The sequence below is a fragment of the Aliiroseovarius sp. B-4 genome (assembly GCF_056857795.1).
Map to the genome: position 1 here is coordinate 205,937 of NZ_JBSXNV010000041.1, position 26,423 is coordinate 232,359.

The following is a 26,423-nucleotide window of genomic DNA, read 5'->3' on the forward strand; positions in this document are numbered from 1 at the left end:
ATCCTGATTAAATCACCTGATCCAACGCACCGATCAACTTCGCCACTTCACCCTCAGATGTGTAATGGGTAAAACTGACCCTCAGCACCCCATGAGCCGGGTCGACGCCCTGCGCCTGCAACGCTCGTAGAGCATAGAAATCGCCGCCACCGGCCATAATGCCCAGCGGGGCCAGTTGCTCTGCCAGCCCAGCCGCAGGTTCGTGCGTAACAAGCGCGACGGTCGGCGCGCGCCGGTCAGCCCGCGCAGGCCCGAGCAAGCGCACCGAATTCTTCGAAATCAGATAATCCAGCAGGGGTTGCAACAGGTTAGTTTCATGCGCGCGCATCAGGTCATGCACGCCTGCTGCCATTGTGGCCGCGTCACCCGTGATACCGTGATGGGCCGCCATCGCGTCGAAATAATCCACCATCCCGGCCGACGCAGCGATTTGCGCGTGATCCGGTCCGGCAGGTGTGAACCGTTTGTAGAGCGCATCGCCATTGAAATAATGCCCCTGATTGGGCAGCGCTTCGCCCAGCGCGCGGCGGATCACCATGATCCCTTGGTGCGGCCCGTAAGTTTTATAGGCCGAAAACAAATAGATATCCGCGCCCAGTGCATCCACATTCACCAATCCATGCGGCGCATAGCTGACGCCATCGACGCAAGTGAAGGCCCCCGCCGCGCGGGCTTTGGTGCAGATCGCGGCCACATCATTGACCTCGCCCACCACGTTCGAGCAATGGGGGAAACACACAAGCCGCACCTTGCCGTCTGCCAGCAATTCATCCAGCCCCGCCGGGTCCAGATGGCCCGTGTCGGGGTCGATCTTCCATTCGCGAATGTCAAACCCTTCATCCGCAAGCCGTCGCCACGGGCCGGAATTGGCTTCGTGATCCTGATTGGTCACGACAATCGCATCACCCGATGCCAGATGCTGCCGAAAGGCCTGCGCCAGCACATAGGTGTTTTGCGTGGTTGAGGGACCGAAGCTCAGTTCATCCGAACCCACTCCCAACATTGCGGCCAAGCGGGTACGGGACTCGTCCATCTCCTGCCCTGCCCGTCGCGAGGCTTCAAAGGGACCATAGGGCTGCACTTTGCGTTGGCGATAGAATCGCGTCAGCCGGTCAATCACCGGCTTGCAGGTGTATGACCCACCTGCGTTCTCAAAAAACGCCTGTTCGTGCAGGCTTGGCTCGGAAAAGGCCGGAAATTGTGCCCGCACCCAGTTGATATCCAGTTTCGCCATCTGTCGGCTCCTCTTTATGTCAATTGGGGGTATGCCAGACGGATCAGGCACCCCCTGATCCGGCAGGACTTCCAGCCAGCCTTGCGAAAACACCTTCGCAGGCAGCCCCGTTTGAAAAACGGGACAGCGCGGTTGTGCTATGGGTTTCGGTCAGGGTCAAGCGGCGAAAAAGGGTGGGGCGCTCGATAGGTGCTCACTTTCCGTTCCGTGCCGCAAGATCGCTTAGAAAATCGTCATCCGGCCAGCGTTTCACCGCGGCCTCCAGCAGATCGCCGGGATGGTAGTCCCCCTCTGCCATCGGGTTGTCCCGAAGCATCTTTAACACGAACGGCTTCAACACATCCGCCCCGACATCCTGTGCCACCATGATCCGCAGGTCTTCGACGGTGAAATCACCGATGGGTTTCTTGCGAAGGGTCGCACAGGTCGCTTCCAAATAGGACGCACAGCAGGGCATCGGCCAGACCTGACCGTCTATTTCTTCCAGCGTCTTGTCGGCACGGGACGCCATCTGGTGCCCCTTTTCGGTGTTAGGCATTCACATCCACCACCACCCGTCCCTTCACCTGGCCTTTCAGAATATCGGCACCCAGCGCGGGCAGATCGTCCAAAGTTGCAGCCTGCACCATGGCATCCAGCTTATCCATCGGAAGGTCGGTGGCAATCCGCGTCCACGCGCGCAGGCGGTTTTCATAGGGCTGCATCACGCTGTCGATCCCCAAGAGGTTCACACCGCGAAGCAGAAACGGAATGACAGTGGCGGGAAGCTGCGCACCACCAGCCAGACCAACCGCCGACACGCTGGCCCCGTATTTCATCTGCCCCAGCACGCGCGCCAACATGTCGCCCCCCACGGCATCGACGCAACCGGCCCATGTCTCGGCCTCAAGCGGGCGTTTGATTGTCTGGTTCAACTCTTCACGCGGGACTATCTGAGCCGCGCCCAGCCCTTGCAAATAGTCCGTCTGATCCGGACGGCCCGTGACGGCAGCCACATAATACCCAAGATTGGACAGAATGGCCGTGGCAACCGACCCCACGCCGCCTGCCGCGCCTGTCACCAGCACCGGTCCCTGCCCCGGTTGAAGCCCGTGATCTTCCAACGCCATGACGGCCAGCATTGCGGTAAAGCCCGCCGTGCCCACGGCCATTGCCTGACGCGTCGTCAGACCCTTGGGCAGCGGCACCAGCTTGTCCGCACTGATCCGGGCTTTCTGTGCATATCCACCCCAGGACACCTCGCCCACGCGCCATCCGGTCAGCACGACCTTGTCGCCAGGCTTGTAGCGGTTGTCGTCCGATGCCTCGACCGTGCCCGCATAGTCAATGCCGGGCACGTGGGGATAGTTGCGCACCAGCCCCCCGCCTTTGGGTGACAGGCACAGCCCGTCTTTGTAGTTCACGGTAGAATATTCGACGGCGACGGTGACATTGCCCTCGGGCAGTTGATCCTCGCTGATCTCTTTGATCACAGCTTGGGCCAGGCCTTCGTCATTCTGCTCCATCACAAGTGCTTTGAACATCGTCGTTTTCCTATATCCAAAAGGTTTCATGAACGGTGGCCGCGCGCGGCCCGTCAGGTGTCAAAACATCCAGTTCGGTGCCCGTGGCCCAATGGGTCATGCGCACCATACCGATGGCGACGCCGGTTTCAAAATCCGGAGAATTGGCGGCCGAAGTCACTTGCCCCACTTGCTTTTCCCCGTCCATCAGGGGCCAGCTGCGATCGCATGGTGGGACGCCGCCAAATATCTCGATGGCACGGATCTGTTGCACCGGACCTTCCTTGGCCACCCTGAGCAGTGCATCACGACCCACACAGCCCAGCGCGGATTCTGTCGCGCAAAATCGTCCCAACCCGGCCTCGTGCGGGGTGTTTTCGCGGGTCATGTCGTTGCCATAGCTGAGCAGCCCACCCTCGACCCGCTCGATCGCGTTAGGGCAACCGGCATGCACGTCCATGTTCCTGCCCGCCTCCATCAGCGCATTCCACAGCGGCATTCCGATATCTGAGCCTTCGACGTAAACCTCGAACCCGCCTTGCTTGGAATAGCCCGAGCGGGCCACAACAAGGCTACGCCCTTGGAACTCCAGCCGTTTATATCGAAAGAAGCCGATGTCGCGCACCGCGTCACCAAAGACCGCCGCAGCCAGATCGTCGGACTTCGGCCCCTGAATGGCCAAGGGCGAGACGTCCGGTTCGTCGACCAGCACATCCAACCGAAACCCATAGGCCAGCCCCTTCACCCAAAACAGCAAATCACTGTCAGCGATTGATATCCAAAAGCGGTCCTCGTCCAGCTTCACCGCCACAGGGTCGTTCAGCAACCCCCCGGTTTCGTCCACCATCGGCACATAAAAGCACTGTCCGTCCTGCATCTTTGACAGGTCGCGCGGAGTGAGCATCTGGATCAGGCGCGCGGCATCGGGACCGCGCAGCTCGACCTGCCGTTCGCAGGCCACGTCCCAGACCTGCACGGCGTCTTTCAAATGGCAATAATCTTCTTCCACCGACCGAAAGACGGTCGGCAGCAACATGTGGTTGTAAACTGTGTAACCTTTGACCCCGGCGGCTTCGACACCGGGGCTGAAGGGCGTGCGCCGCAAACGGCGGGAGGGTGAGATCAGGGCCATGGGTCGCGCGTCCGTGCCAATCCCAGCCGCCTTAGCGACCGGGGCCTTTCCAGTCGATCTGGCAAATCTCGGCCGAGCGGCCATCGAAATCCCACACCCGCCCATGCGCGCGCAGCTTGCCTTTTGTGGCGGTGGCGACGGTAATGTCCGGCCCCATCCAGTATTGGGTGTTTCGGATAACAATGTCCTCGTCCGGGTCGGCACCACCGACCGGATGCACGACGCCGTCTATCTTGCGTCCGACGGTGATATGACGGGTCTTGCCCTCGGTCTCGTATGTGACTGGCTGGCGTTCCGCGCCGAGGAACTCACCGACCAGCATCTGGAACAGACCGGTGGTGCCTTTGGCTGCGCCGGAAAAGATCGTCACCAACGCGTCATAGGCGTCATCACTGGCGCGGTCATCGACGAACAGCGCCACCTTCCAGTTGCCCCGCCCCATATTGCCGGGGATTTCGATCATCAGACCAAGGTTCAGGCCCGACAGGTCAATATCGCCGTATTGACCGCTATCAATCCGCACCCCGCCCCATGTCTGGCAATGCCCTTCTGTGGGCGGGTGTTTTCCAAGGCTCACCACGCAGGGGCAAAAGACCGTGCAATTGCAGTTGAGGATCAACTCCCCTTTGATGGTCCATTCGACCTGACCGACTTGTGTTCCGTCCATGTTATCCTCCCTGGACAAGCACCAAGACACCGCCCGCAATCAGCGCCCAGCCCAAGGGGCGGGTCAGATAGCGGCCAATATCCGGCAGTTTTTCAAAAATCATGATGAGGGTCGCAAGCCCCATGAAGGCGAGGTTCATCACCCCGCCAACGAAGCCCAAAAGCATCAGCGCCCAACAACAGCCAAGGCAGATGGCGCCAAGGCGCAGACCCAACGTTACATCGTTCCAGCGTGTTTCACGCCAGTGTTGCATGAAGAATGTCATCGGCTGGCGGCACTTGGACAAGCAGGCGTCCTTGAGCGTCGAGAACTGATACATTCCCACCCCGATCAACAACGCACCTGTCAGCCATGGCGAGATGCTTTGCCCCAGAGGCGACAGCAGTCCGGCACGAAACAGCACCAACTGGCCCGCGGCAGCGATGGCGGCGAAGCCCAGCCAAACCACCAGATAGCCCGCGACAAGCTCGGCAAAGCCACGGCGACTTCCTGCGCCCGAGACGATCAGATCGTCATAGGTTGCGAATGCAGGTAGCGCGGTCGGGGCCATCATCGCGGCGGCCATCACAGCCCACATGGCAAAAAGTCCGATGAAGCCGGCCTTGTCAGGCGCAACGGCGCACAGAGCGCGCCAAAACTCCGCGCCATAGATGCGCGACATCTCCAACGCGTCCTGCGGCAGAGCCATCGCATAGAGCAGCCCCCACCCCACAAGGATCAACCCAAACAGCGCCAGCCAATGCGGCGCGCTCATGGTTCTTATCCTTGACGAAACGGACATGGGTCCCCCATCTTGCGAGTCGGAATGATAATGTCTGACAATTGATCACAGAGCAAGTAAATGTCTGACAATTAAGAGGTGATGCACGTGAAAACCGATTTGGACGACAATCAGGACCTTTCAAAACAGATCGCCGAGGCCATTCGAGACGCGATTATCAATGGTGGACTGATCGTCGATCAACGCCTTCCGTCCGAGGCAGAGCTTTGCGAAAAATTCAATGTCGGACGCTCGACCGTGCGCGAGGCGCTGAAGCGACTGGCTGCCCAGAACCTGATCCGCACCCAGCGCGGCGCTGCGGGTGGGGCCTTCGTGAACCGCATGTCATTTGAAGAAGCCTATGGTCAGCAGATCACCACCTCGACCCTGCTCCTGTCGATGAACGATGTGGATTTCGAAACCGCTTGCGAGGCGCGCTATGCGCTGGAACGCGCCTGCGCGCCGCTGTCGGCCCAACGCCGCACCCCCGATCATCTGGCCACCATGCGCGCCGAAATCCATCGCCAGGCACAACCCGGTCTGACGGATGAAGCCTTCTGCGCCTCAGACGTGGCTTTTCACCGCGCGCTTGTGGACGGGGCTGGCAACCCGGTGCTGTCCTATCAGCTGGCCGGTGCGGTCGAGGCAATGCAGCCCCTGATGAACATGATCACCTATACGCAGCGGGATCGTGAGAGGATTGTGGGGCTGCACACGCGGCTGGCGGATGCGATTGAGGGGCAGGATGGGGCTGGTGCTGACAGTTCGTTGGCGGAGCTTGCAGAGTACACGGCTGAATTGGGACGGTCGCGCGCCACTGGCAAGGGCTAAAGCGCACTCGTTCCTTTGTTCTCTTTGACGACTTCAAGCAACCGACTGAGTGATGTATATCGCTGTCCTTGCGTATAGGCGTATCGGCGTTGTGTATTCTGGTTTCTCAGGTCATTCTCAATGGGGCGATCTAGTTTAATCGTTTCGTTCGCATCGGGAGCGGACAAGAACACCACTTTCAATACCAATGGCTGTTCGCTTTCTGCCGCGCGTAGGTCTTCCGACAGTTCGTAACACTCTTTGACAGCCTTTTTTTCATCTTCCTCGAGGACAATCTCGGATTGCGGGTTACTATTCGTAAATGTACGAACATCAAGCTCTTCAATAGATTTTGTGACCCTTGCCACGAGCGGTTGGATCTTACCTTCCGCGTAAAAGGCAAAGGAATCTGCTCGAAAAGTGCGGTTTGGTTGACATATATAGGCGCGGACGCGCGCGCCAGTCTGCTTCTCATACCTCATAAAAGCCATGTTCGCTGCGACGACCACGACCCGGTCCCGACTGGGAAGCAAACCTTCATCCCGAAGCATGATTTGTAGTTCCTTCAAAAGGAGCTGGTCACGTTCTGAAAGGATCAAGTCTTCGTCCGTAAAAAGGCTATCTATCAATTCAGTTAAGAAATAGAAATCGCGCCACGTCACTCCTTTTTGTTCCTCATCTCCCCATTTCTTGGTAGGATCATCGAAATCAGGCGTCAAAAGAACAACGCGTTGATGTTCTGCATCCCCGATTTGTTTTTGTGGTGCTGTATTTGGGCTTGATCGGACGCGTCCGACACAATCTTTGTCTCAAGCAAAATCTTGAAATTAGCGCTCAGTTCCGCATCGGGAACGGTATCGCTACCATCATTCTTTGCACTTTGGTTCTTGAAAACAAAGAATGCCGAAGCTGGATCTTCATCAAATGCCAATCGTTTCAAAATCACCTCAACCACATCCATGGGCAGTCGGCGTAGAACATTAACGATCGAAGCCGTAACACGGTTCTCACCCTGACGATATGTTGAAAAAATCCCTGAACGCATCAAGCACCTCTTTTCTCGTAAAAAAATCTGCTGAGTTATACCCCTTTTCATCCGCCCTCCAAGTCCCTACATATGATCTGTCCCGTCAGGGACTATGGACATAAACGCGCTCGTAATAAGCGGATCGGACCCGGGGGCGGTACCCGGCGTCTCCACCAAACATCCTTCATTTGGGGATCATGGGGACGAAACAGGATCGACGGACGTCTAAAGGGGTTGGCTTTGTCTCGGTGAGATACCACCGTTATCGGTTCACTTAAGCTAGTTGCAAATGACAACAAAGCTCCGGCTATGGCTCTGGCTGCGTAAGCAGTTCGAGTTGCCGATTTAAGCCCTTGCGCCTAGCCGCGTAAGGCGGGGTTCGCAGGCACCTGGCAACAGAAGCCTGCACTTCCAAAAAATATTCGGCTAATCGGCGGTTACTGATCCTTAACGGTTCCTGCGTAGAATCGTCATCGTGAGAACCGAAACAAATGGTATTGGAAGGAGCGGCGCGTGGCCCATCTGGAGCTTCTGAAACAATGGTATGACCGTGTCTGGGTCCAGCAGGATCTTGATGCGATCGGACGCTTTTTCACCCCGGACATCGAAGCGCAGGGCGTGATGGATTTCGGCGTCGGCCCTGACGATTTTCGCGTGCTGGCCGAAGCGTTACTGGCACAGGTCGAAATCAGCGAAATCCGCTTTGATCGCGAGGTTGAAATGGGCGAATGGGTCTGGGCGACCCTGACCGTTCATGCGGTGACGCTTGCCGATCGCCGACCGGTGCACACCACCGGTCAGATCATGGTGCGCATCAAGAACGGACAGGTTGTCGAGGCATATAACCAGATCGACTTCCTGACTTTCTTTGAACAGCTGGGGTATTTGCCACCGGACAGCCTTGCACTTTGCCTTTCCGGCGAAGGGATCGCGGCCTAGCCGGCTTTCCCCTTGCCAACGGGCTTGGATCAAGGCCCTATCCGGCAATGACGCCTGGCCTGCATGACCTGACCCGAATATTTGCGCGCATTGGATTGATGTCCTTTGGCGGCCCCGCAGCGCAAATTGCCGTGATGCACAGGGAACTGGTGGAAGACCGCCCATGGCTTTCGGAACGGCAATTCCTGAATGCGTTGTCCTTCTGCATGTTGCTGCCCGGTCCCGAAGCCATGCAGCTATGCACCTATGCCGGCTGGCGGCTGCGCGGGGTGCCCGGCGGGTTGATCGCGGGGCTTCTGTTCGTTCTGCCGGGTGCCGCGGTCATGTTGGGACTTTCCTACGCCTATGCGCGATGGGGTCAGCTGCCTGTGGTCGAGGCGGTGTTTCTGGGCGTGAAGGCCGCGGTGGTCATCGTGGTTCTGCAAGCGCTTCTGAGACTGGCCAAGAAAACTTTGCGGCTCAGGGTGCATTGGGCCATCGCGCTCACGTCCTTCATGGCGCTCTATGCGTTCGACGCGCCCTTCCCGCTGGTGATCCTGACCGCCGCCTGTGTTGGAATGGTTACGAACCGCGCGCACCACCCGGCTGTGACATCCACACGTGCACAAGCGGTGCCACCATACCGAACCCTGCGACAGGCGGCTGTTTGGTTGACGCTGTGGTTCGCTCCGATCCTGCTGGCCTACAGCCTTGGTGAAGACACGCTGACCACGATTGGCTTGTTCTTCTCGAAACTCGCCGTGGTCAGTTTTGGCGGAGCCTACTCGGTTTTAGCCTATATGGCGCAGGAAGCTGTCACCACCCACGGCTGGCTGTCGCCCGCACAAATGATGGACGGATTGGGACTGGCGGAAACCACCCCCGGCCCGCTGATCCTGGTGACAGAATTCGTAGGCTATATGGCGGGATATGGGATTTCGGGACCTGCATTTGCCCTGCTGGCCGCCGCCATGACGCTGTGGACCACCTTCGTTCCCTGCTTTCTATGGATTTTCACCGCCGCACCGCATGTTGAGTGGCTGACCACCCGCCCCCGCCTGACATCCGCGTTGGAGGCCATTTCGGCGGCGGTGGTCGGGGTGATTGCAAACCTGTCGCTGTGGTTCGCCCTGCATGTGTTTTTCGGCCAGATCATGCGCGCCGATGGCGTTTTCGCCCCCAGCCTGCCGGTTGCGGACAGCCTGAATGCGTCGGCCATCTGGCTCGCAGGTATCGCCGCCTTGTTGCTTTTCCGATTTCGTATATCTCTGCCGTTGACACTGGCAAGTTTGGCCGCTTTAGGCGCGGTTCTATACCAGCTTGGCTTCTGACCATGTTGCGCCTTTTCATCGCCACCGAATCCCGTATTCTGGACCCAAGCTAAAGAAAGAGTGCTCATGTCCGACACCATAGATTATGGAAACCTGATGCATGACGCCATGCGTGATCTGATCCGCAAGGTGCTGGACGACGTCTCGGCCGCTGGCCTGCCGGGCGAACACCATTTCTTCATCAACTTCGACACCCGCCATGACGGGGTTGAGATTGCTGATTGGATGCATGATCGGTTCCCCGAAGATATGACCATCGTGCTGCAACATTGGTTCGAAAACCTGACGGTCGGCGATGACGGGTTCTCGGTTACGTTGAATTTCGGCGATGCGCCGGAAACATTGTTCGTGCCCTTCGACGCCATCAACACCTTCGTCGATCCGTCGGTCGAATTTGGGCTGCGCTTTGAAATACAGGATGAGCACCACCCCGATCTGCATCTGGCCGGAGATAATGGCGAGGTCGCCGAAGAAGCCGCACCCGTGGCCGACCCGGAACGCGACGAACGCACCGAAGATACGGACCCACAAGGCGACACGCAAAAAGAGGCCGAGATCGTCAGGCTGGACAGTTTCCGGAAATAGCAGATCAAGACCGCTGCGCGATGGCGTTGTTCAGGCGCTACCAGCATTGAATTTGGTGTGCAGTCGTGTACAACGGCCTCGGTTTTGAAAACAAAGGCGCCAAGACATGACCCAGACCCGCACAGAATCCGACAGCTTTGGCCCGCTTGAGGTTCCCGCTGACAAATACTGGGGGGCGCAGACGCAGCGCTCTTTGATGAACTTCCCAATTGGCTGGGAAAAGCAGCCCATTGCCATCGTGCGCGCCTTGGGCGTGATCAAACAAGCCTGCGCCGAGGCAAACAAGGCCTCGGGCGCGATGGACGGCAAGATCGCCGATGCCGTCATTCTGGCCGCAAGCGAAGTGGTGGCTGGCCAGTTCGATGACAACTTCCCGCTGGTTGTCTGGCAGACCGGGTCCGGCACCCAATCGAACATGAACGCCAACGAGGTCATCGCCAACCGCGCGATCGAAATCATGGGCGGCGTGATCGGCTCGAAAGACCCCGTTCACCCCAATGACCATTGCAACATGGGGCAATCCTCGAACGACACGTTCCCGACCGCGATGCACATCGCCACGGCGATGAGCGTGCGCGACGTGCTGTTGCCGGGCCTTGAAAAGCTGCTGGCCGGTCTTGAGGCCAAGCAGGACGAATTCAAGGACATCATCAAGATTGGCCGCACCCATACGCAGGATGCGACGCCCTTGACCTTGGGACAGGAATTTTCGGGCTATGCGCACATGATCCGTCAGGGGATTGCGCGGGTAAAGCTGGCCCTGCCCGGGATATACGAACTCGCCCAGGGCGGCACCGCCGTTGGCACCGGGTTGAACACCAGGAACGGTTGGGGCGAGGAGGTTGCCGCGAACATGGCGCGCATCACCGGCCTGCCCTTCGTCACCGCCCCCAACAAGTTCGAAGCCCTGTCCGCCCATGACGCCATGGTCTTCATGTCAGGCGCTTTGGCGACCGTCGCAGGATCGTGTTACAAAATTGCAAACGACATCCGCTTCCTCGGATCCGGCCCGCGTTCGGGTCTGGGCGAACTGATCCTGCCGGAAAACGAACCGGGCAGTTCGATCATGCCGGGCAAGGTGAACCCGACCCAGGCCGAGGCACTGACGCAGGTGGCGGCGCACGTGATGGGCAACGATGCCGCGATCAAGTTCGCAGGCTCGCAGGGGCATTTCGAACTGAATGTCTATAACCCGATGATGAGCTATAACCTTTTGCAATCCATTCAACTTCTGGGTGACGCGGCGGACAGCTTCACCGAACGGATGCTGAATGGCATTCAGGCCAACGAACCACGCATCGACAAGCTGATGAAGGAAAGCCTGATGTTGGTGACAGCGCTGGCCCCGACAATCGGCTATGACAACGCGACCAAAGTGGCCAAGACCGCGCACAAGAACGGCACGACGCTGAAAGAAGAAGCGATTGCCTTGGGCTTCGTGGACGAAAAAACCTTTGACGAGGTTGTGCGCCCCGAACAGATGATCGGCCCGAAGGACTGATGGTTGGCTCTGGTTCAGGGCCGGTCAACCTGAACCGGTTTCGAAAAGAAAAGGTGCGGGCCGCGACCAAGGCCCGTGCTGATGAAAATGCCGCAAAATTTGGACGCACCAAATCCCAGAAGGCGGTGGACAGCACGAAAATAACGCGCGCGCGGAGACTGCTTGACGGTCACAAACGTGACCCGGAGACAGAATGACCACGCGCCCGGAAAAACACTCGCTCACCTTGCATGGGCATCGCACGTCCGTGTCGCTGGAACCTGAATTCTGGCAGGCCTTTCGCGAGATTGCGAATGCGCGCGGATTGCCCCTGAACGCACTTGCAGCCGAGGTTGATGCAGCACGCGGTGTCGATCGGGGACTGGCATCGGCCATTCGGGTTTATGTGCTCGATCACTACAGACGACCGTCCGAGGGCTGAGCTTTACTCTCGTGGTGTCAGTGACAGCCAAATCCCGTCTTCGCCCCGCACCGTCAGATGGGCCACCGGCATGGCGGGTTTGTCAGCCACAAGCGCGAAGCGATAGGCCCGCACCAGCATCGACAGGATCAACGGCCCCTCGATCATCGCAAAGCCTGCACCGGGGCAGACCCTCTGCCCGCTGGAAAACGGGATATAGGCGTTGCGAAGGCAGGATTTTCCGTTCGCGGTCTGAAACCGTGCGGGGTTGAACGTGTCGGGATCGTCCCACAAACGTTCATGACGATGCAGATGCCACGGGCTCAGGACGATCTGGCTGCCTTTGGGCACAGCGCGTGCGCGGAATCTCTCGGGACAGCGCGCCTCGCGCACCATCATCGGCACGGGGGGATAAAGGCGCAGCGCCTCGCGGAACACATCGCGCGACAGACGCAGCCGCGACATGACCGAGAAATAGATCTTGTCGGGGTCAATCTGCGACTGTGCCTCTGCTGCAACCCCGTCCTGCCAATCGGGATATTGCGCCAGAAGATACAGCGCCCACGCCAAAGCCGAAGCGCTGGTTTCATGGCCCGCAAGAAAGAAGATCGCCACCTGATCGACCATTTCATCAGTGTCAAACTGATCGCCGGTCTCGGGATCGGTCGTTGTCATGATCTTGGTGGCCAGATCTTCGGGGGCTGTGCCCTGCCCGATCGCGGCCATACGGGCGGCGGTCAGGTCCTGGATCAGCTCCCTGATCTGGCGCGCGGTCTCTTTCGCCTTGCGGCGATGAAACCGCGGCATCCAGCGCGGCAAGGGCAATAGCGCCCCAAGGTTGACCACAGGTTGGGCGCGCTGATGGTCGCGGAACTTCGCAAACACCTGCCCGGCTATCTCATGCTCGATGGGAATCGAGAAAAGCGTGCGAAAAATCACGTCGGCGGCGGCGTGGCTGGCATGGCTTTCAACCTCGACCGGAGTTCCATCCGCCATGGGGCGCAGGCGGTCCACGGCGGAAACAGCGGCGTCCCACATGGCCGGGAACACCTCGCGCAACCGCCCGCCTTCAAACGCCGGGTCGATGATGCGGCGCTGGCGTTTCCAGACCTCTCCATTGGTGACAAAGACCGAGTTGCCCAAAAGCGGTGCCAGCCCTTCGCGGATGCGGTCGGATTTGGGGAAGTCATCGGGCCGTTCTTTCAGAACCAGATCGACAAGCGAGGGGTCATTGCACATGTAGCTTCGAAAGAACGGCGTGCGAAATTCGGCCATCCAAGCGTGATACAGCCGCGCAGGCTGGGCGGAAAGTATGTCGCGACGAAACAGCTTCGCGTAACGCCAAAGCGACACCCGCCCGCTGCGCGACGGTGGCTTGGGAGGCAAGCGGTCAGTCATGCTGTCATGCTAGTGTATTTCGAGACTGGCGTTTCTATCCTGCTGGCCGACGGGCGGCGGTCCCGATAGCGGTCTGCCAAAGTCAACGGCCCCGCTGTGATCCGGAAATAATCATAGTCTGCGGGCTGATCAAAGGCGCAGAGGTATTGGAAGTGCAACCGGAAAAACCGCCAGCGCAGTTCCTTCCATCGTGCCGGGCTAAGCGTTTTTGAAAACGCGGCTGAGATAATCAGCGGCCAACGTTTGCCCGTCGCGGGTGCGACACCCGACACGGCTACCGGGTCACACAGCGCAAAGGCGCAACCGTCGCCGGGGGCGGTTACATCGACCCATGCGATCTGGGTCTGAACGCTCATGTCACGCAGGTCGCGCCGCAGGCGATGCGCTTCGGGCAGGAAACTGACCATCGGCACCACTTGCCCAAGGCTCAGAAAAGCCAGCCTCGGGCCATCCTTTGGCACGCGCCCGGCCCGCAGCAGATCTGCAAGAACAGACACGGCCAGATGCGCGCCGGAACTGTGCCCTACCACCAGAACCTCATCCACGTCCGAGCGCAGCGCCTCGGCAATCTGATCGGCGAACAGTGCCATCCGCGCCTCCAATTCCGGCGGGTTGGCCCCCTTCGAACGCGCCGAATAGGCGTAGTCATGCATCAGGTAATAGACATAAAGCCTGTTGTCGATCTTGCGAAACCACTTCATCATAACGACCACCGTGGTTGCAAACCCGATCCAGTAGCTGACCATCATTGCGTCCGCCCTGAGCGTCAGATGTCCGGCAAAAAACGCTGTGACATGGCCAAGAATATGACCCAGTAGAAGTGCAAGGATCAGTTGCAGGATCAACATGCCCACCGGATAAAGTGCCGCGATCACCGGCCCCTTGCGCAACCCCATCAGCCGCCATAGTGCCCCGGATGATATATAGGTCCACGCCGTCCGCGACATCAGAAGATAAGTCTGCGCGATGTTCAGCTTCATGCTGTCGCGCACAATGTCAGCCCAAACCAGCACGTCGAACTCGGCCTCGGTCCCGGTGTCATCCATCCGGCCCGTGACCTGCCAGCCATAGGTGCCCGGCCCCTGCCGTCCGATCAGGTCGATCCTATAGCCCGAGATCGCACCCTGCTTGGCCCCTTCCTTGCGATACAGCTCACGATACCTGCGCGGATGAATCGGGTCGTAACCGGGGATGTAAAACACCCGGCGGCGACGCACATATGCGGGATAATCGGGTGGGGAGGCGTCGTTAGGTTTCATTGACCCGGCCTGGCTGGTTTGTCCGCAGACTAGCCGGAAAAACAGGCGAAATTAAACCCTTATCTAACAAAGCCCCATCAACCAAGGGCGGCCAATGCTTCGAAAGCCTCAATCGACCAGTAAGAAAAGCACAAAAGCCACCGTCAGCGTCATCAGACCGATGGTATACAGAAACAGGCCATGATGCGTTCGATCCGTTTCATATGCCGTTTCATGCCCCGGTCAGGCGCGGGAAGACGCCCGCGACCAGACGGAAAGGGTTCCCCAGCCCAGCAGCATAGGTTGCATGCAGGGCGGTTTTCTGAGCGACTGACCCTTCGGACGCCGACAAGGACGGGATCGCGCCAAGCCGCGCCTCGTCATTGAGGAACGAAATTTAGATCACAGCCAGGAAATGCACGCCGCCACCTGCCACAGCATCATAGCCGCGCGACATGTTTGCTCTCCCAACCAATGGACAGACCAGCGCCAAAGTCCTATGGGAAGATATGAAATTTGACGATGATCTGGATGCGCTGGGGCTGCTGTGTCCCCTGCCCGTATTGAAGGCGCGCAAGCGCTTGAAGTCGCTTGAGAAAGGGCAAGTTCTACGCCTGCAAGCGACCGACCCGGCGGCGGTGATCGACGTGCCGCATTTCTGTGCTGAACAGGGTCATGAATTGGTGGCGCAGGAAGATCACGAAGCCGCCACGCATTACTTTATCCGCAAGGGTTAGGTCCAATCAACAAAGGCCGGGCGCTGCCCGGCCTCTATTTGTCTGCGTCCTAGCTGCCCAGTGACCACCAGCCCTTGCGCTTGGGCTTGGGGGGCGCGTCAGCCTTTACCTCTGGCTCGGACGCTGCGGTGGGCGCGGCGCTTGCCATCGCGGGCTCGGGCGTCTTGTCAGGGACGGGGTTGGCGTCTGCCTGCGCTGGTGCGTCCTGCGTCGCCTCGTCAGTCTTTTTCTTCCGCGACGTGGCAGCCCGTTTTCGCGGAGCTTTCTTGGGTTTCTCCTCGGTGTCAGCCGCCGGAGCGTCTTCTGCCTTTGGAGTGTCCCCGACCGCCTCGTCCTTCGGCTTCCTGGCGCGGGACTTGCGCGCCGGCGTTTTGGGCTTTTCCTCTGCATCGGCCTCTGCCGTCGCATCGGTTACAGCTTCTTCCGCCTTCGCTTTCGCGGCCCGTTTGCGGGGCGCGCGTTTGGGCTTCGGTTTCGCTTCTGCCTCGGCCTCTACGGAAGCATGTGCATCCCCAGGTGCTGCGTCTGCCGCCACGGTTTCGTCAGCGGTCTCATCCTCTGGTTTCTTCGAGCGACGACGCGGCGCACGCTTGCGTTTGGGCTTTTCAACCGCATCCTCGGACGGCGCTTCGGCCTCGGCATCTGTGTCGGTCCCGTTCTTGGCGTCATCCGCCGCACTGTTGTCGTCCGACGCCTCACCGTTCTGAGTGTCCTGACGCGTATCGTCCCCATTGGACGACCGACGCCGCCGACGACGACGACGGCGCTTCTTGGGTTTCTGTTCTTCCTCAGAGGTTTCTTCGACCACCACTTCGGCCTCTTCCACCTCGTCGATATCGTCCATCAGTGAAGCATCGACCGACACGACTGGCGCGGTTGCTTCCGGCACCGTGCGGGTGGCGGTCTTGTACTTCTCGATCGAGTAATCGGGCGAGATCAGGAAAGGATCCGCCTCAATCCGAACGGCCATGCCATAGCGCGCTTCGATCTGCGCGATATGTTCGCGCTTGTTGTTCATCAGGAAGTTCACGATGCCGACCGGGGCCTTCACCAGAACCTCGCGCGACCGGCGGCGCACGCCTTCTTCTTCCAACTGACGCAGAATGTTCAGCGCAAGGTTGTCATCCGAGCGGATCAGACCGGTGCCGTGGCAATGGTTGCAAGGCTGTGTCGTCGCCTCGATCATGCCGGGGCGCAGGCGTTGGCGGGACATTTCCGCCAGACCAAAGCCCGAGATACGGCCCACCTGAATACGCGCGCGGTCAGTTTTCAGCTTGTCTTTCAGACGCTTTTCGACCGCGTTGTTGTTGCGGCGTTCTTCCATGTCGATGAAGTCGATCACGATCAGACCGGCAAGGTCACGCAGACGCAGCTGGCGCGCCACTTCTTCTGCTGCTTCAAGGTTGGTCTTCAGCGCCGTTTCCTCGATCGAGCCTTCTTTGGTGGCCCGGCCCGAGTTCACGTCGATGGCCACCAGTGCCTCGGTCACGCCGATGACGATATAGCCACCCGACCGCAACTGCACGGTGGGGCTGAACATGCCCGACAGATAGCTTTCGACCTGATAGCGCGCGAACAGCGGCATCTGATCCTGATACAGTTTCACGTTCTTGGCGTGGGACGGCATGATCATCTTCATGAAGTCCTTGGCGGTGCGATAGCCCGCCTCGCCTTCCACGAACACTTCGTCGATCTCGCGCGAATACAGATCGCGGATCGAGCGTTTGATCAGGTTGCCTTCTTCATAAATCTTGGCGGGGGCGGACGAATTCAACGTCAGCTCGCGGATCTGCTCCCACAGACGTTGCAGATATTCATAGTCGCGCTTGATTTCCGACTTGGTGCGCTTGGCGCCTGCCGTGCGCACGATCAAACCTGCCCCCTTGGGCACGTCGATTTCGGCGGCGATTTCTTTCAGCTTCTTGCGGTCAGGCGCGTTGGTGATCTTGCGGCTGATCCCGCCACCGCGCGCGGTGTTGGGCATCAAGACGCAATACCGGCCTGCCAGTGACAGATAGGTGGTCAGTGCGGCACCCTTGTTGCCACGTTCTTCTTTCACGACCTGCACCAGAAGGATCTGGCGCACTTTGATCACTTCCTGAATCTTATAGCGTTTCGGACGCGGCTTGCGGCGCGGGCGAATATCTTCAACGGCGTCATCATCGGCGACGCTTTCGATCTGGTCATCCTTTTCCGAGGCGTCCAGCGGTGCGTCATCATCGTCGTCGCCTTCGTCCTCATCATCGCCATCGCTGTCGTCGTCAGCACCGTCGGAGTCGGCGGCAGACCGGTCATCCGCATCGGCAGAATTGTTGCCGCCATCGGAGTTCAGGTCGTCCTCGGGTTCTTCTACCGGAGTTTCATCGACCCGCTCCATCGGAGATTGGCCTTCAAGGTCATCCTCCGCGCCATTGTCCAGATCAATGACATCCATGCCAGACCCTGTGGCTTCGACCTCTTTGGTCGTCACCGCATCATCGGACTTGGCCTCTTCGGCCTTGGACCGGGACCGACCACGCGACCGGCGACGGCGGTTGCGTGGTTTTTCGTCTTCGTCCGCCATGGCTTCGGCATAGGCGCGCTCTTCTTCCAGCAGCGCCTCGCGATCCGCGACGGGGATTTGATAGTAATCTGGATGGATTTCGGAAAAGGCCAGAAAGCCGTGGCGATTGCCGCCATAATCCACGAAAGCCGCCTGTAACGAAGGCTCGACCCGCGTCACCTTGGCCAGATAAATATTGCCAGCTAGTTGGCGTTTGTTTTCTGATTCAAAGTCAAATTCCTCGACCTTGTTTCCGTCGACCACCACAACGCGGGTTTCTTCCGCGTGGGTCGCATCGATAAGCATCTTCTTGGGCATGTGTTCTTTCCGCACCCCAAACGCGCGCCCTTCCAGGCGGAAGCGCACGATTTTCGGGGTGACTTGTCAGGGCGAAGCGATGCGTGGGATACGGCAACAAGGTCAGGGGCTTACGCCCCGCCTTTTGTGTTTGCTCGATCCTCTCGCGCATCATCGCGTTTCTTCTCCGGTCGCGCTTGCAGGTTCTGGAGTGACCAGAAACCCGTGCGCGGCCCATTCTTATGCCCGGTCTGTTGTCAGACATCGGGCGGATTTTCGGATCGAGAACACAGGCTTTTCGGGCTCTACCGTCCTTGATCGTCAATTTCGCGCTCTGGCAGCCAGCCCATTGTCGGGCGCGTTCCAAAGCATTCTCGGCTTGTTTTGCCCCGGCCTGTGGCATTGGCCATCATTCGGTCAGCAAAACAACGAAACTCTCGTCAGTGGTCGGGCGCGAACGCGCGATCCACCGTAGATGGACCATACGTGGTCCGGGGTCCGAATGACAATGGGCAAAATGCAGATCAAAGCAGATGAATGGTGCATGCAAGGTGACAAACCGGCCCGATGCCTGCCTGACCGCGCCAACGCCCCGCCACCGGAATCCTTGCTAATAAAGGCCACCGGACGACAGGGAACCGAAATCTGCCTTGCCGGGAACCACCACCGTTTTGCCGGTCGAGGTTTGCACCTCGGTGGTCCCTTCGTCCGTTTCGCCACGATCAAACATGGGCAGATTGGCGCCCATGGCGAAGCCACCATCGAACATCACACCAAACAGAGGCTCTTCTCCATCTCGGAAATATTCGGCAACCACATAATCGCCCGAAGCATCCGGCGGCAAACGTGCGCCGGTGAAACGGTCGATATTGATGAAACGACCGCCCGGAGGCACTTTGAATTCACCACCGCCATATTCCTTGATCGCCTCAAGCATGAATCGCTGGAACACCGGACCACACATACCACCACCCGAGGTTCCGGGCATGGTACGAGGGCGGTCATAGCCGATATAGCAGCCTGCCACGATGTTCGAGGTGAAGCCGATGAACCAGGCATCCCGCTCGTCATTGGTGGTGCCGGTCTTGCCGGCTGTGGGCACTGGCAGGTTGACGACGCTGCGCGCCGTGCCGCGTTCAACGACGCCCTGCAACATAGAGGTAAGTTGATACGCGGTGATGGCGTTCATCACCCGCTCGCGATCGGAGACGATCTGTGGCGCCTGCCCGCTGGCGAGAGACGGGTCGCTGCAATCAGCACATTGGCGACTGTCATGACGATAGATTGTCTTGCCCCAACGGTCCTGCACACGGTCCACCAGCGTCGGCTCTACCCGTTCGCCTCCGTTGGCGAACATCGCATAGGCAGCGACCATGCGAAACAAGGTCGTCTCCTCGGCCCCCAGCGAATTGGCAAGGAACTGGTTCATCCGGTCATAGACACCAAAGCGCTCGGCATAGCTTGCCACAGTGTCCATTCCGATTTCCTGCGCCAGACGCACGGTCATCAGGTTACGTGACTGTTCAATCCCGGTGCGCAACGGCGTCGGGCCATAGAAGCGGTTGGAATAGTTCTTGGGACGCCAGATTTGGCCACCGGAAACCACCTCGATCGGGGCGTCGATCACAATGGTGGCGGGGGAAAACCCACTGTCCAGCGCGGCGGCATAGACGAACGGTTTGAAGCTTGACCCCGGTTGACGCGTTGCTTGTGTCGCGCGGTTGAACACCGAATGCTGATAGCTGAAGCCGCCCTGCATCGCCAGAACACGGCCCGTGTTCACGTCCATCGCCATGAACCCGCCCTGCACCTCGGGCACCTGACGCAAGGTCCAGCGGATGAAACTGCCATCTTCATCGCTGGTCATCTGGCGCACATGCACGACCTCGCCCACTTTCAGCAGATCACCGGCGACTTTGGCGCGGCGTCCAAGACTGCCGTCTTCTTCAAGGCGGCGCGCCCATGTCACGTCTTTGGCGGGGATCCAGTGCCCGTCTTCATTCTCGTCCACACCTTCGATGCCGATACGTGCGTCACTGTTGCCGACTTCCAGAACGACCGCCGGATGCCAGCCTTCGATGTCGCGTGGAAATTTCGCTTCGGCCAGCGCAGCACGCCAAGTCGCTTCGTCGCCCAGCACGTCCTGCGGCAACGTCACGCCTGTCGGTCGCCACACGCCGCGGCCGCGGTCAAAGCCTTCCAGCCCGATGCGCAGGCTATCTGCCGCCACCTGTTGCAAGTCGGGGTCGACGGTCGCTCGAACCGTCATGCCGCCGGTAAAGAATTCTTCTTCCCCAAAATTGCGGCTGAGCTGACGACGGATTTCGTCGGTGAAATAGTCGCGCGGCGGAAGCGCCTGACGGAACGCCGGAAAATCACCGTTCTGAACCGACAGCAAGGGCTTGATGACCTCTGCATCATAGGTTGCGCGGTCCAGATAGCCGTTCTGGAACATCTCGCGCAGCACGTAATTGCGCCGTGTCAGCAGCCGATCCTTTGCCCGCACCGGGTGAAAGTTGCTGGGCGCTTGCGGCATCGAGGCCAGCGTGGCGGCTTCGTGTGGTTCAAGTTCGTCCAGCGTCTTGTTGAAATAGGTCTGCGCCGCGGCAGACACACCATAGGAGTTCTGGCCAAGAAAAATCTCGTTCAGATACAGCGCCAGAATTTCGTCCTTGGACAATGTGCTTTCCAAACGCACCGACAGGATCAATTCCTTGATCTTGCGCTCTGCCGACCGTTCCGAACTGAGCAGGAAGTTCTTGACCACCTGCTGCGGGATGGTGGACGCGCCACGCAGCTTGCCGCCGCGGGCCGCCTCTAGCGCGGCGGCGGCAATCCCACGAGGATCAAAACCGGCGTGAGTATAGAAGTTTTTGTCCTCGGCCGAGATGAAAGCATACTTCACGAGGTCGGGAATCTCGTCCGACGGGGCAAACAGACGACGCTCGCGAGCGAATTCGTCCATCAACCGACCTTCGCCAGAATAGACGCGGCTGATGGTGGCGGGTGTATAGTTGGCAAGCTGCTCGTGGCTGGGCAAGTCCCTGGAATACATCCAGAAAACGCCGCCAATGGCCAGCGCGGCCATGAAAATGGCCAGCGTAATGCCGGTAAACACGGCACCGAAAATGCCAAGAATGAATCGGATCAAGCGCGTGTCCTTTGAAAACTGCTTCCCACCTATAAAGGGACCGCGGGGCCGGGTCAAAACCCCAAGACGGGGAATATCGGCTAATTCGTGCCCTGTGCCGCGACCGGTTGCCACGCGCGGGGGCGGATTGCAACTGCCCTGCCCCCGTCCTATGTCTTGACCCAGACAACAACCCGGAGGTCCGATGTTTACCACCCTTCCCTTCCCCGTTCGCGATGCCAATGCACAAACCGGTGATGTTCCTCTTGAAGGGCTGCCCGAATGGGATCTGAGCGACCTCTACACCGCTGAGGACGCACCGGAACTGGCGCGCGATATGAACTGGCTAGAAAAAGCCTGCGCCGATTTCGCCGCCACCTACCAGGGCAAGCTCGCCGGTCTGGATGCTGCTGGAATGCTGGGCTGCATCGAAGATTACGAAAAGATCGACCTGATCGGCGGGCGCATCATGTCCTTTGCCGGCCTGCGTTATTATCAACAGACCACGGATGCGGACCGCGCTCAGTTTTTCCAGAACTGTCAGGAAAAGATCACTGTGTTCACCGCGCCACTGGTGTTTTTCTCGCTGGAAGTGAACCGGATCGACGACTCCGTGCTGGACGGCTGGTTTGCCGACAACGCGGCGCTTGCCCGTTACAAGCCGATCTTCGACCGCCTGCGCGCGATGCGGCCTTATCAATTGTCCGACGAGTTGGAACAGTTTCTGCATGACAAATCGTCGGTCGGTGCCTCGGCGTGGAACACGCTGTTTGACGAAACCGTCGCGGGGCTGATGTTTACCGTGAATGGCGAGGAGCGCGGGCTGGAGGCCACGGCCAACCTTCTGACAGACAAGGATCGCGAAACCCGCGAGGCCGCGTCGCGCGAAATCGCCAGCGTTTTGGGTGAAAACACGAAGCTTTTCTCGCGCATTCACAACACGTTGGCGAAAGAGAAAGCGATTGAGGACACGTGGCGCAAGATGCCAACCCCGCAGACCGGGCGGCACTTGTCCAACCACGTAGAACCCGAAGTGGTCGAAGCCTTGCGCAACGCCGTGGTCGCCGCCTATCCGCGCCTGAGCCACCGATATTACGAGTTAAAGCGCAAATGGCTGGGGCTGGACGTGATGCAGGTCTGGGACCGCAACGCGCCCCTGCCGATGGAGGACGACAAGCTCGTCGGTTGGCCTGCGGCTGAAAAGATCGTCATGGACGCCTATGCCGATTTCGACCCGCGCATGGCCGAGATTGCCGCGCCGTTCTTCTCGAAAGGCTGGATTGATGCGGGCGTGAAACCCGGAAAAGCACCCGGTGCCTTCGCACACCCGACGGTAACGAACGTGCACCCCTATGTGATGTTGAACTACTTGGGCAAACCCCGCGATGTGATGACCCTGGCGCATGAATTGGGCCACGGTGTCCACCAAGTGCTGGCCGCCGACCAGGGCGAAATGCTGTCCTCCACCCCGCTCACCCTGGCCGAAACCGCGTCCGTCTTCGGTGAAATGCTGACCTTCCGCAAGCTGCTGGGTCAGGCGAAAACGCAGGCCGAAAAGAAGGTGATGCTGGCCGGCAAGGTCGAGGACATGATCAATACGGTCGTGCGCCAGATCGCATTTTACGATTTCGAATGTAAGCTGCACGAAGCCCGCGCAGGCGGCGAATTGACCCCCGACCAGATCAACGACATCTGGATGAGCGTTCAGGGCGAAAGCCTTGGCCCGGCATTTGAATTCATGGACGGATATGAAACCTTCTGGTCCTATATCCCGCACTTCGTCCATTCGCCCTTCTATGTCTATGCCTATGCCTTTGGCGACGGGCTCGTGAACGCGCTCTATGCGGTCTACGAGGAAGGCGATGCGGATTTTCAGGACAAGTATTTCGAGATGCTGAGGGCAGGCGGATCAAAGCATCACAAAGAGCTTTTGGCCCCCTTCGGCCTTGACGCCTCGGACCCAAAATTCTGGGACAAGGGGCTGGCAATGATCGAAGGCTTCATTGATGAGTTGGAAGCGATGGAAGACTAAGCATCCCCTGCTCAGGCCGACATATCAGGGCGCATAAACCTCTGCGCCCTGACACTTTTCTGGTTCTTTTGGTGCCGCTCTGGCTATGCAAGCGCTGGCTGACGCGACCGGCATGACACGCGGCCAAACTTGCGCAGGCCAAACACCGCCAGCAACGCAGTCAGAAGCAAGACCAGCCCGGCAGGCACCGGCACCGGAGCGACCGTGATGATATACGCACCACTGGCGATGAGACCATCGAACGCTACAGCATTGAACGCGGCAAAGACCGGCGGTGTGACATTGTCGACCGCAGTTTCGAACTCCAGAACACATTCCCCGGCCGGACATCCCGGCGCAGCCAGAGAATTTGAGAAATAGCCAAACAGGCTACCCGCGGCGGAAATGTCATTCGTGACCGGATCGTAAAGCGGCGGCATTGCCGCATCGGGTGTATCAAACGTGACACCCCCCAAGGTGATCGAAAAGTCACCCACAGCTCCGCCCCCCATTGGCGCAGTGAACGTCGTGTTCTGTCCCCCCATCGCGATGTCATAGGTGACAGTCGCGGCAGAGGCGGGCAAGGCCAATACACCGGCTACGAGCAGGGCCAGAAATTTGACTGGGATCAAGCAGGAAATAGTCTTGGAAAAAAGACGTTTCATCGAAGTTTCTCCTTCTGAAAACGTCTTTCATCATATCATTGTTCCGGAAAACCTCCAAATCAACTCGAATCGCCGCTTTTGTTGCAAGGGCATTGCCAATCAGTCGCAGCCTGTTCTGCATTTATGCTCCAGACTCCAGAGGTGGCTTCCCCATTATCTCAACTGGCTGTCCTTCGACCCTCGCCGGTTGAACCCCGGACGTGCCTTGAAGGCCGCGTCCCGCTCTTGCATGCAGTCGATGCACAGTTTGACGCCGGGAATGGCCTTGCGCCGCGCCTCGGGAATTTCCTCGTCGCATTCTGCGCAATGTGTCAGGCTTTCGCCCACCGGCCCTTTATTTGCCTGCATCCGTTTCAGTTCGTCCTGAATGGACGCATCGATCTGTTCCTGAACTGCGCCATCGCGCGCCCATCCACCAGCCATGTCGCCCTCCGTCAGCTGATATCCACCGCCACGTCAAAAACGCGATCAATCATAGCTTGCGTGCCGCGCGAAAATTCCAGCGGGCATGGATAGTCCATGCCATCGCGCACTGTGCGGCCGAAATTTTCGATCTGTAGGACATAATGGTTAGCGCGCGGCCAGGTTTCAATGGTCCGGGTGCCGTCAGGGCGTCGCAGTTCAAGCTCTGCCTGCCCGAAGACGCCCGGATTGAAGGGCGCGGTCAGGCGGATCTGGCCGGTATCGCCCTGAAACACGACCTCTTGCCGCGGGCTGAGCCGCATTGAGGTGATCGCCGAATAGGTGAAGCGTCCCAACTTCCCTTCCATTTCTCCCACCACCTGCGCCCATGTATCCACGCCGTTTTCCGTTTTGATGCGCGCGGACAGGTCCGAAGGCTCGGCCCCGGTGACAAAACGCACAGATGAATAGGTATAGACCCCGATATCGCGGATCCCGCCACCGCCCAGATCGGGGTTGTTGCGCACGTTCTTGACATCGGCCCGATTGTCATAACTGAACGCCGTGTCAACATGGTCAACTTGACCGATGGCGCCCGACTGCACCAGTTCCCGCGCCCGTATCCATTGGGGGTGATGGACAATCATATACGCTTCGGCGATCAGCAGGCCGGTTTCATCGCGCAGGGCAATCAATTCGTCGATTTCATCGGCTTTCATCGCAATTGGTTTTTCAACCAGCACATGCTTGCCCGCACGCGCCGCCAATTGCGCCCATTTGACATGCAAACTGTTGGGCAACGGGATGTATACGACATCGACATCCGGATCCATCAGCAGCGCATCATAGCTTTCATGCACCTTAAGGTCAGGGCAAAACACTTTGAAACCATTTGCCTTTTCTTGGCTCGTCGTCGCAAGCGCCACAAATCTGGCATTCTCTGCCGCATGGATGGCGGGCGCCATGAGGTTGCGCGCGAAATTCGACGCGCCCAATATGCCCCAGTTCAAAACGTCGCGCATATCTTATCCCCCAAAAAGCGATGACCGACCCAGCGTAACGCGGGTCGGTCATGTCGTAAACAATGCTGGTTTCGGATCAGGCTTGTTCCAGAAGCCCTTTTTCCGAGGCCAGTTCCTGCATCCGTTTTTGCAGCTTCTCAAACGCGCGCACTTCGATCTGGCGGATACGTTCGCGGCTGACATCATAGACGCCCGACAAATCCTCAAGCGTCACGGGCTTATCCTGAAGGCGACGCTGCGTCAGGATGTCCTTCTCGCGATCATTCAACACGTCCATGGCCTGCGCCAGAAGCTCGCGCCGGACCTGCAATTCATCCTGTTCTGCATAATCACCGGCCTGATCGGCATCTTCATCTTCCAACCAGTCCTGCCACTGCATCGACCCTTCACCATCGGCCGAGACAGTCGCGTTCAAGGAGGCATCGCCCCCCGACAAACGGCGGTTCATCGAGATCACTTCGTCTTCCGTGACGTTCAGATCCGTGGCAATGCGCGCCACATGATCGGGGCGCAAATCGCCCTCTTCCAACGCGCCAATACGCGCCTTGGCTTTGCGCAAGTTGAAAAACAGCTTCTTCTGGGCCGAGGTCGTACCAAGTTTCACCAGCGACCAGGACCGCAGGATGTATTCCTGGATCGAGGCGCGGATCCACCACATGGCATAGGTCGCCAAGCGGAACCCTTTTTCCGGGTCAAACCGCTTCACTGCCTGCATCAATCCCACATTGGCTTCCGAGATCACCTCGGCCTGCGGCAGACCATAGCCACGGTAGCCCATGGCGATCTTGGCCGCCAATCGCAGGTGCGAATTCACCATCTGGTGGGCCGCCTCGCGGTCCTGATGGTCCACCCAGCGCTTGGCCAGCATGTATTCCTGTTCCGGCTCCAACATCGGAAATTTGCGAATTTCCTGAAGATAGCGGTTCAAGCCACCTTCTGGCGTCGGGGCCGGCAGATTCTTATAGTTGCTCATCGTCGCTACTCTCCCTCACTTTTCCCGCAATGTTGCGAGGCTTAACATCGAGATAATCCTCCGTCCCGCGAATTCAAGCGAAACGTCAACATATTTCTTGATTAAGATATGATCCTCCTGCCGCAGAAAAGGAAGGGGATG

25 protein-coding genes and 1 other RNA gene are annotated in these 26,423 nt (G+C 58.8%); 10 read left to right on the plus strand and 16 right to left on the minus strand.

Annotation, left to right across the window (positions count from 1 at the left end):
* Nucleotides 1-7: 7 nt before the first annotated feature.
* The 6 genes from AC13C8_RS16350 to AC13C8_RS16375 all read right to left on the minus strand — a co-directional run bounded on the left by AC13C8_RS16350 (nt 8) and on the right by AC13C8_RS16375 (nt 5,289).
* Nucleotides 8-1,234, minus strand: coding sequence for an aminotransferase class V-fold PLP-dependent enzyme (locus AC13C8_RS16350; protein ID WP_482848361.1), 1,227 nt, complete (start codon nt 1,232-1,234; stop codon nt 8-10).
* Nucleotides 1,235-1,427: 193 nt separating this feature from the next.
* Entirely contained in the window at nt 1,428-1,772 is a 345-nt protein-coding gene (locus AC13C8_RS16355) for a contact-dependent growth inhibition system immunity protein (RefSeq protein WP_482848363.1), read from the minus strand.
* Complete coding sequence (acuI, locus tag AC13C8_RS16360; RefSeq protein ID WP_482848365.1) at nt 1,765-2,757, minus strand: acryloyl-CoA reductase; 993 nt, start codon at nt 2,755-2,757, stop codon at nt 1,765-1,767. Before acuI ends, AC13C8_RS16355 begins: the two co-directional genes overlap by 8 nt.
* A 10-nt stretch (nt 2,758-2,767) precedes the next feature.
* Nucleotides 2,768-3,868 carry a dimethylsulfoniopropionate demethylase gene (locus AC13C8_RS16365; RefSeq protein WP_482848367.1) on the minus strand — a complete coding sequence of 367 codons (1,101 nt, stop codon included), beginning with the start codon at nt 3,866-3,868 and terminating at the stop codon, nt 2,768-2,770.
* Nucleotides 3,869-3,899: 31 nt separating this feature from the next.
* Nucleotides 3,900-4,535 carry a DUF1326 domain-containing protein gene (locus AC13C8_RS16370; protein WP_091429561.1) on the minus strand — a complete coding sequence of 212 codons (636 nt, stop codon included), beginning with the start codon at nt 4,533-4,535 and terminating at the stop codon, nt 3,900-3,902.
* A 1-nt stretch (nt 4,536) separates the two neighbouring features.
* Nucleotides 4,537-5,289, minus strand: coding sequence for a DUF2182 domain-containing protein (locus AC13C8_RS16375; RefSeq protein ID WP_482848371.1), 753 nt, complete (start codon nt 5,287-5,289; stop codon nt 4,537-4,539).
* 108 nt (nt 5,290-5,397) lie between these two features.
* Here AC13C8_RS16375 and AC13C8_RS16380 point away from each other — a divergent pair, with 108 nt between their 5' ends.
* Nucleotides 5,398-6,126 carry a FadR/GntR family transcriptional regulator gene (locus tag AC13C8_RS16380; RefSeq protein ID WP_177179306.1) on the plus strand — a complete coding sequence of 243 codons (729 nt, stop codon included), beginning with the start codon at nt 5,398-5,400 and terminating at the stop codon, nt 6,124-6,126.
* Here AC13C8_RS16380 and AC13C8_RS16385 read toward each other — a convergent pair.
* Together AC13C8_RS16385 and AC13C8_RS16390 are read right to left on the minus strand one after the other, a co-directional pair.
* On the minus strand, nt 6,123-6,824 hold the full coding sequence (locus tag AC13C8_RS16385) for a hypothetical protein (RefSeq protein ID WP_091429558.1): 702 nt from the start codon (nt 6,822-6,824) through the stop codon (nt 6,123-6,125). The two genes, AC13C8_RS16380 and AC13C8_RS16385, sit on opposite strands and share 4 nt — an antisense overlap.
* A complete protein-coding gene (locus AC13C8_RS16390; protein ID WP_143064303.1) occupies nt 6,821-7,150 on the minus strand; it encodes a hypothetical protein in 330 nt (109 codons plus the stop codon). Before AC13C8_RS16390 ends, AC13C8_RS16385 begins: the two co-directional genes overlap by 4 nt.
* A 40-nt stretch (nt 7,151-7,190) precedes the next feature.
* Between AC13C8_RS16390 and ssrA the strand changes: the two genes are divergently transcribed.
* The 7 genes from ssrA (at nt 7,191) to AC13C8_RS16425 (ending at nt 11,888) form a co-directional block, all read left to right on the plus strand.
* Nucleotides 7,191-7,542, plus strand: a transfer-messenger RNA (tmRNA) gene (gene ssrA, locus AC13C8_RS16395).
* Between the two features lie 103 nt (nt 7,543-7,645).
* Nucleotides 7,646-8,071: an ester cyclase gene (locus AC13C8_RS16400; protein ID WP_091429555.1), complete on the plus strand. Its 426-nt coding sequence runs from the start codon at nt 7,646-7,648 to the stop codon at nt 8,069-8,071.
* Nucleotides 8,072-8,118: 47 nt separating this feature from the next.
* Nucleotides 8,119-9,381 (plus strand): chromate efflux transporter, encoded by a 1,263-nt coding sequence (gene chrA / locus AC13C8_RS16405; RefSeq protein ID WP_482848374.1) that lies wholly within the window; start codon nt 8,119-8,121, stop codon nt 9,379-9,381.
* A gap of 66 nt (nt 9,382-9,447) precedes the next feature.
* A complete protein-coding gene (locus tag AC13C8_RS16410) occupies nt 9,448-9,966 on the plus strand; it encodes an SspB family protein (protein WP_482848376.1) in 519 nt (172 codons plus the stop codon).
* Between the two features lie 106 nt (nt 9,967-10,072).
* Complete coding sequence (gene fumC / locus AC13C8_RS16415) at nt 10,073-11,467, plus strand: class II fumarate hydratase (RefSeq protein WP_482848378.1); 1,395 nt, start codon at nt 10,073-10,075, stop codon at nt 11,465-11,467.
* Nucleotides 11,467-11,664, plus strand: a complete 198-nt coding sequence (locus AC13C8_RS16420) for a DUF4169 family protein (RefSeq protein ID WP_482848380.1) — start codon at nt 11,467-11,469, stop codon at nt 11,662-11,664. Before fumC ends, AC13C8_RS16420 begins: the two co-directional genes overlap by 1 nt.
* Nucleotides 11,661-11,888: a ribbon-helix-helix domain-containing protein gene (locus AC13C8_RS16425; RefSeq protein WP_482848382.1), complete on the plus strand. Its 228-nt coding sequence runs from the start codon at nt 11,661-11,663 to the stop codon at nt 11,886-11,888. Before AC13C8_RS16420 ends, AC13C8_RS16425 begins: the two co-directional genes overlap by 4 nt.
* Nucleotides 11,889-11,891: 3 nt before the next feature.
* Here the strand turns inward: AC13C8_RS16425 and AC13C8_RS16430 are convergent, their stop codons facing one another.
* Both AC13C8_RS16430 and AC13C8_RS16435 read right to left on the minus strand, forming a co-directional pair.
* Nucleotides 11,892-13,265: a cytochrome P450 gene (locus AC13C8_RS16430; RefSeq protein ID WP_482848384.1), complete on the minus strand. Its 1,374-nt coding sequence runs from the start codon at nt 13,263-13,265 to the stop codon at nt 11,892-11,894.
* Nucleotides 13,262-14,524, minus strand: a complete 1,263-nt coding sequence (locus AC13C8_RS16435) for a hypothetical protein (protein WP_482848386.1) — start codon at nt 14,522-14,524, stop codon at nt 13,262-13,264. The genes AC13C8_RS16430 and AC13C8_RS16435 overlap by 4 nt, the downstream gene beginning before the upstream one ends.
* Nucleotides 14,525-15,012: 488 nt before the next feature.
* Here AC13C8_RS16435 and AC13C8_RS16440 point away from each other — a divergent pair, with 488 nt between their 5' ends.
* Nucleotides 15,013-15,240 carry a sulfurtransferase TusA family protein gene (locus tag AC13C8_RS16440; protein ID WP_091432170.1) on the plus strand — a complete coding sequence of 76 codons (228 nt, stop codon included), beginning with the start codon at nt 15,013-15,015 and terminating at the stop codon, nt 15,238-15,240.
* A gap of 49 nt (nt 15,241-15,289) precedes the next feature.
* Here the strand turns inward: AC13C8_RS16440 and AC13C8_RS16445 are convergent, their stop codons facing one another.
* Together AC13C8_RS16445 and AC13C8_RS16450 are read right to left on the minus strand one after the other, a co-directional pair.
* Nucleotides 15,290-18,100, minus strand: a complete 2,811-nt coding sequence (locus AC13C8_RS16445) for an Rne/Rng family ribonuclease (RefSeq protein ID WP_482848388.1) — start codon at nt 18,098-18,100, stop codon at nt 15,290-15,292.
* Nucleotides 18,101-18,689: 589 nt separating this feature from the next.
* Nucleotides 18,690-21,230: a penicillin-binding protein 1A gene (locus tag AC13C8_RS16450; protein ID WP_482848390.1), complete on the minus strand. Its 2,541-nt coding sequence runs from the start codon at nt 21,228-21,230 to the stop codon at nt 18,690-18,692.
* Between the two features lie 184 nt (nt 21,231-21,414).
* Here AC13C8_RS16450 and AC13C8_RS16455 point away from each other — a divergent pair, with 184 nt between their 5' ends.
* On the plus strand, nt 21,415-23,241 hold the full coding sequence (locus AC13C8_RS16455; RefSeq protein WP_482848393.1) for a M3 family oligoendopeptidase: 1,827 nt from the start codon (nt 21,415-21,417) through the stop codon (nt 23,239-23,241).
* A gap of 83 nt (nt 23,242-23,324) precedes the next feature.
* Here AC13C8_RS16455 and AC13C8_RS16460 read toward each other — a convergent pair whose 3' ends face one another.
* The 4 genes from AC13C8_RS16460 to rpoH form a co-directional block, all read right to left on the minus strand.
* Nucleotides 23,325-23,885: a hypothetical protein gene (locus AC13C8_RS16460; RefSeq protein WP_091429538.1), complete on the minus strand. Its 561-nt coding sequence runs from the start codon at nt 23,883-23,885 to the stop codon at nt 23,325-23,327.
* A gap of 153 nt (nt 23,886-24,038) precedes the next feature.
* Entirely contained in the window at nt 24,039-24,308 is a 270-nt protein-coding gene (locus AC13C8_RS16465) for a DksA/TraR family C4-type zinc finger protein (protein WP_482848396.1), read from the minus strand.
* Between the two features lie 11 nt (nt 24,309-24,319).
* Complete coding sequence (locus tag AC13C8_RS16470; protein ID WP_482848398.1) at nt 24,320-25,309, minus strand: Gfo/Idh/MocA family protein; 990 nt, start codon at nt 25,307-25,309, stop codon at nt 24,320-24,322.
* A 76-nt stretch (nt 25,310-25,385) separates the two neighbouring features.
* Nucleotides 25,386-26,282, minus strand: a complete 897-nt coding sequence (gene rpoH, locus AC13C8_RS16475; RefSeq protein WP_091429532.1) for an RNA polymerase sigma factor RpoH — start codon at nt 26,280-26,282, stop codon at nt 25,386-25,388.
* Nucleotides 26,283-26,423: the final 141 nt, after the last annotated feature.

Coding starts and splice junctions, on each gene's coding strand:
- AC13C8_RS16350 (WP_482848361.1), bottom strand. CDS start 1,234: ATGGCGAAACTGGATATCAACTGGGTGCGGGCACAATTTCCGGCCTTT.
- AC13C8_RS16355 (WP_482848363.1), bottom strand. CDS start 1,772: ATGCCTAACACCGAAAAGGGGCACCAGATGGCGTCCCGTGCCGACAAG.
- acuI (WP_482848365.1), bottom strand. CDS start 2,757: ATGTTCAAAGCACTTGTGATGGAGCAGAATGACGAAGGCCTGGCCCAA.
- AC13C8_RS16365 (WP_482848367.1), bottom strand. CDS start 3,868: ATGGCCCTGATCTCACCCTCCCGCCGTTTGCGGCGCACGCCCTTCAGC.
- AC13C8_RS16370 (WP_091429561.1), bottom strand. CDS start 4,535: ATGGACGGAACACAAGTCGGTCAGGTCGAATGGACCATCAAAGGGGAG.
- AC13C8_RS16375 (WP_482848371.1), bottom strand. CDS start 5,289: ATGAGCGCGCCGCATTGGCTGGCGCTGTTTGGGTTGATCCTTGTGGGG.
- AC13C8_RS16380 (WP_177179306.1), top strand. CDS start 5,398: ATGCACGTGAAAACCGATTTGGACGACAATCAGGACCTTTCAAAACAG.
- AC13C8_RS16390 (WP_143064303.1), bottom strand. CDS start 7,150: ATGCGTTCAGGGATTTTTTCAACATATCGTCAGGGTGAGAACCGTGTT.
- chrA (WP_482848374.1), top strand. CDS start 8,119: ATGACGCCTGGCCTGCATGACCTGACCCGAATATTTGCGCGCATTGGA.
- AC13C8_RS16410 (WP_482848376.1), top strand. CDS start 9,448: ATGTCCGACACCATAGATTATGGAAACCTGATGCATGACGCCATGCGT.
- fumC (WP_482848378.1), top strand. CDS start 10,073: ATGACCCAGACCCGCACAGAATCCGACAGCTTTGGCCCGCTTGAGGTT.
- AC13C8_RS16420 (WP_482848380.1), top strand. CDS start 11,467: ATGGTTGGCTCTGGTTCAGGGCCGGTCAACCTGAACCGGTTTCGAAAA.
- AC13C8_RS16425 (WP_482848382.1), top strand. CDS start 11,661: ATGACCACGCGCCCGGAAAAACACTCGCTCACCTTGCATGGGCATCGC.
- AC13C8_RS16430 (WP_482848384.1), bottom strand. CDS start 13,265: ATGACTGACCGCTTGCCTCCCAAGCCACCGTCGCGCAGCGGGCGGGTG.
- AC13C8_RS16435 (WP_482848386.1), bottom strand. CDS start 14,524: ATGAAACCTAACGACGCCTCCCCACCCGATTATCCCGCATATGTGCGT.
- AC13C8_RS16440 (WP_091432170.1), top strand. CDS start 15,013: ATGAAATTTGACGATGATCTGGATGCGCTGGGGCTGCTGTGTCCCCTG.
- AC13C8_RS16445 (WP_482848388.1), bottom strand. CDS start 18,100: ATGCCCAAGAAGATGCTTATCGATGCGACCCACGCGGAAGAAACCCGC.
- AC13C8_RS16455 (WP_482848393.1), top strand. CDS start 21,415: ATGTTTACCACCCTTCCCTTCCCCGTTCGCGATGCCAATGCACAAACC.
- AC13C8_RS16460 (WP_091429538.1), bottom strand. CDS start 23,885: ATGAAACGTCTTTTTTCCAAGACTATTTCCTGCTTGATCCCAGTCAAA.
- AC13C8_RS16465 (WP_482848396.1), bottom strand. CDS start 24,308: ATGGCTGGTGGATGGGCGCGCGATGGCGCAGTTCAGGAACAGATCGAT.
- AC13C8_RS16470 (WP_482848398.1), bottom strand. CDS start 25,309: ATGCGCGACGTTTTGAACTGGGGCATATTGGGCGCGTCGAATTTCGCG.
- rpoH (WP_091429532.1), bottom strand. CDS start 26,282: ATGAGCAACTATAAGAATCTGCCGGCCCCGACGCCAGAAGGTGGCTTG.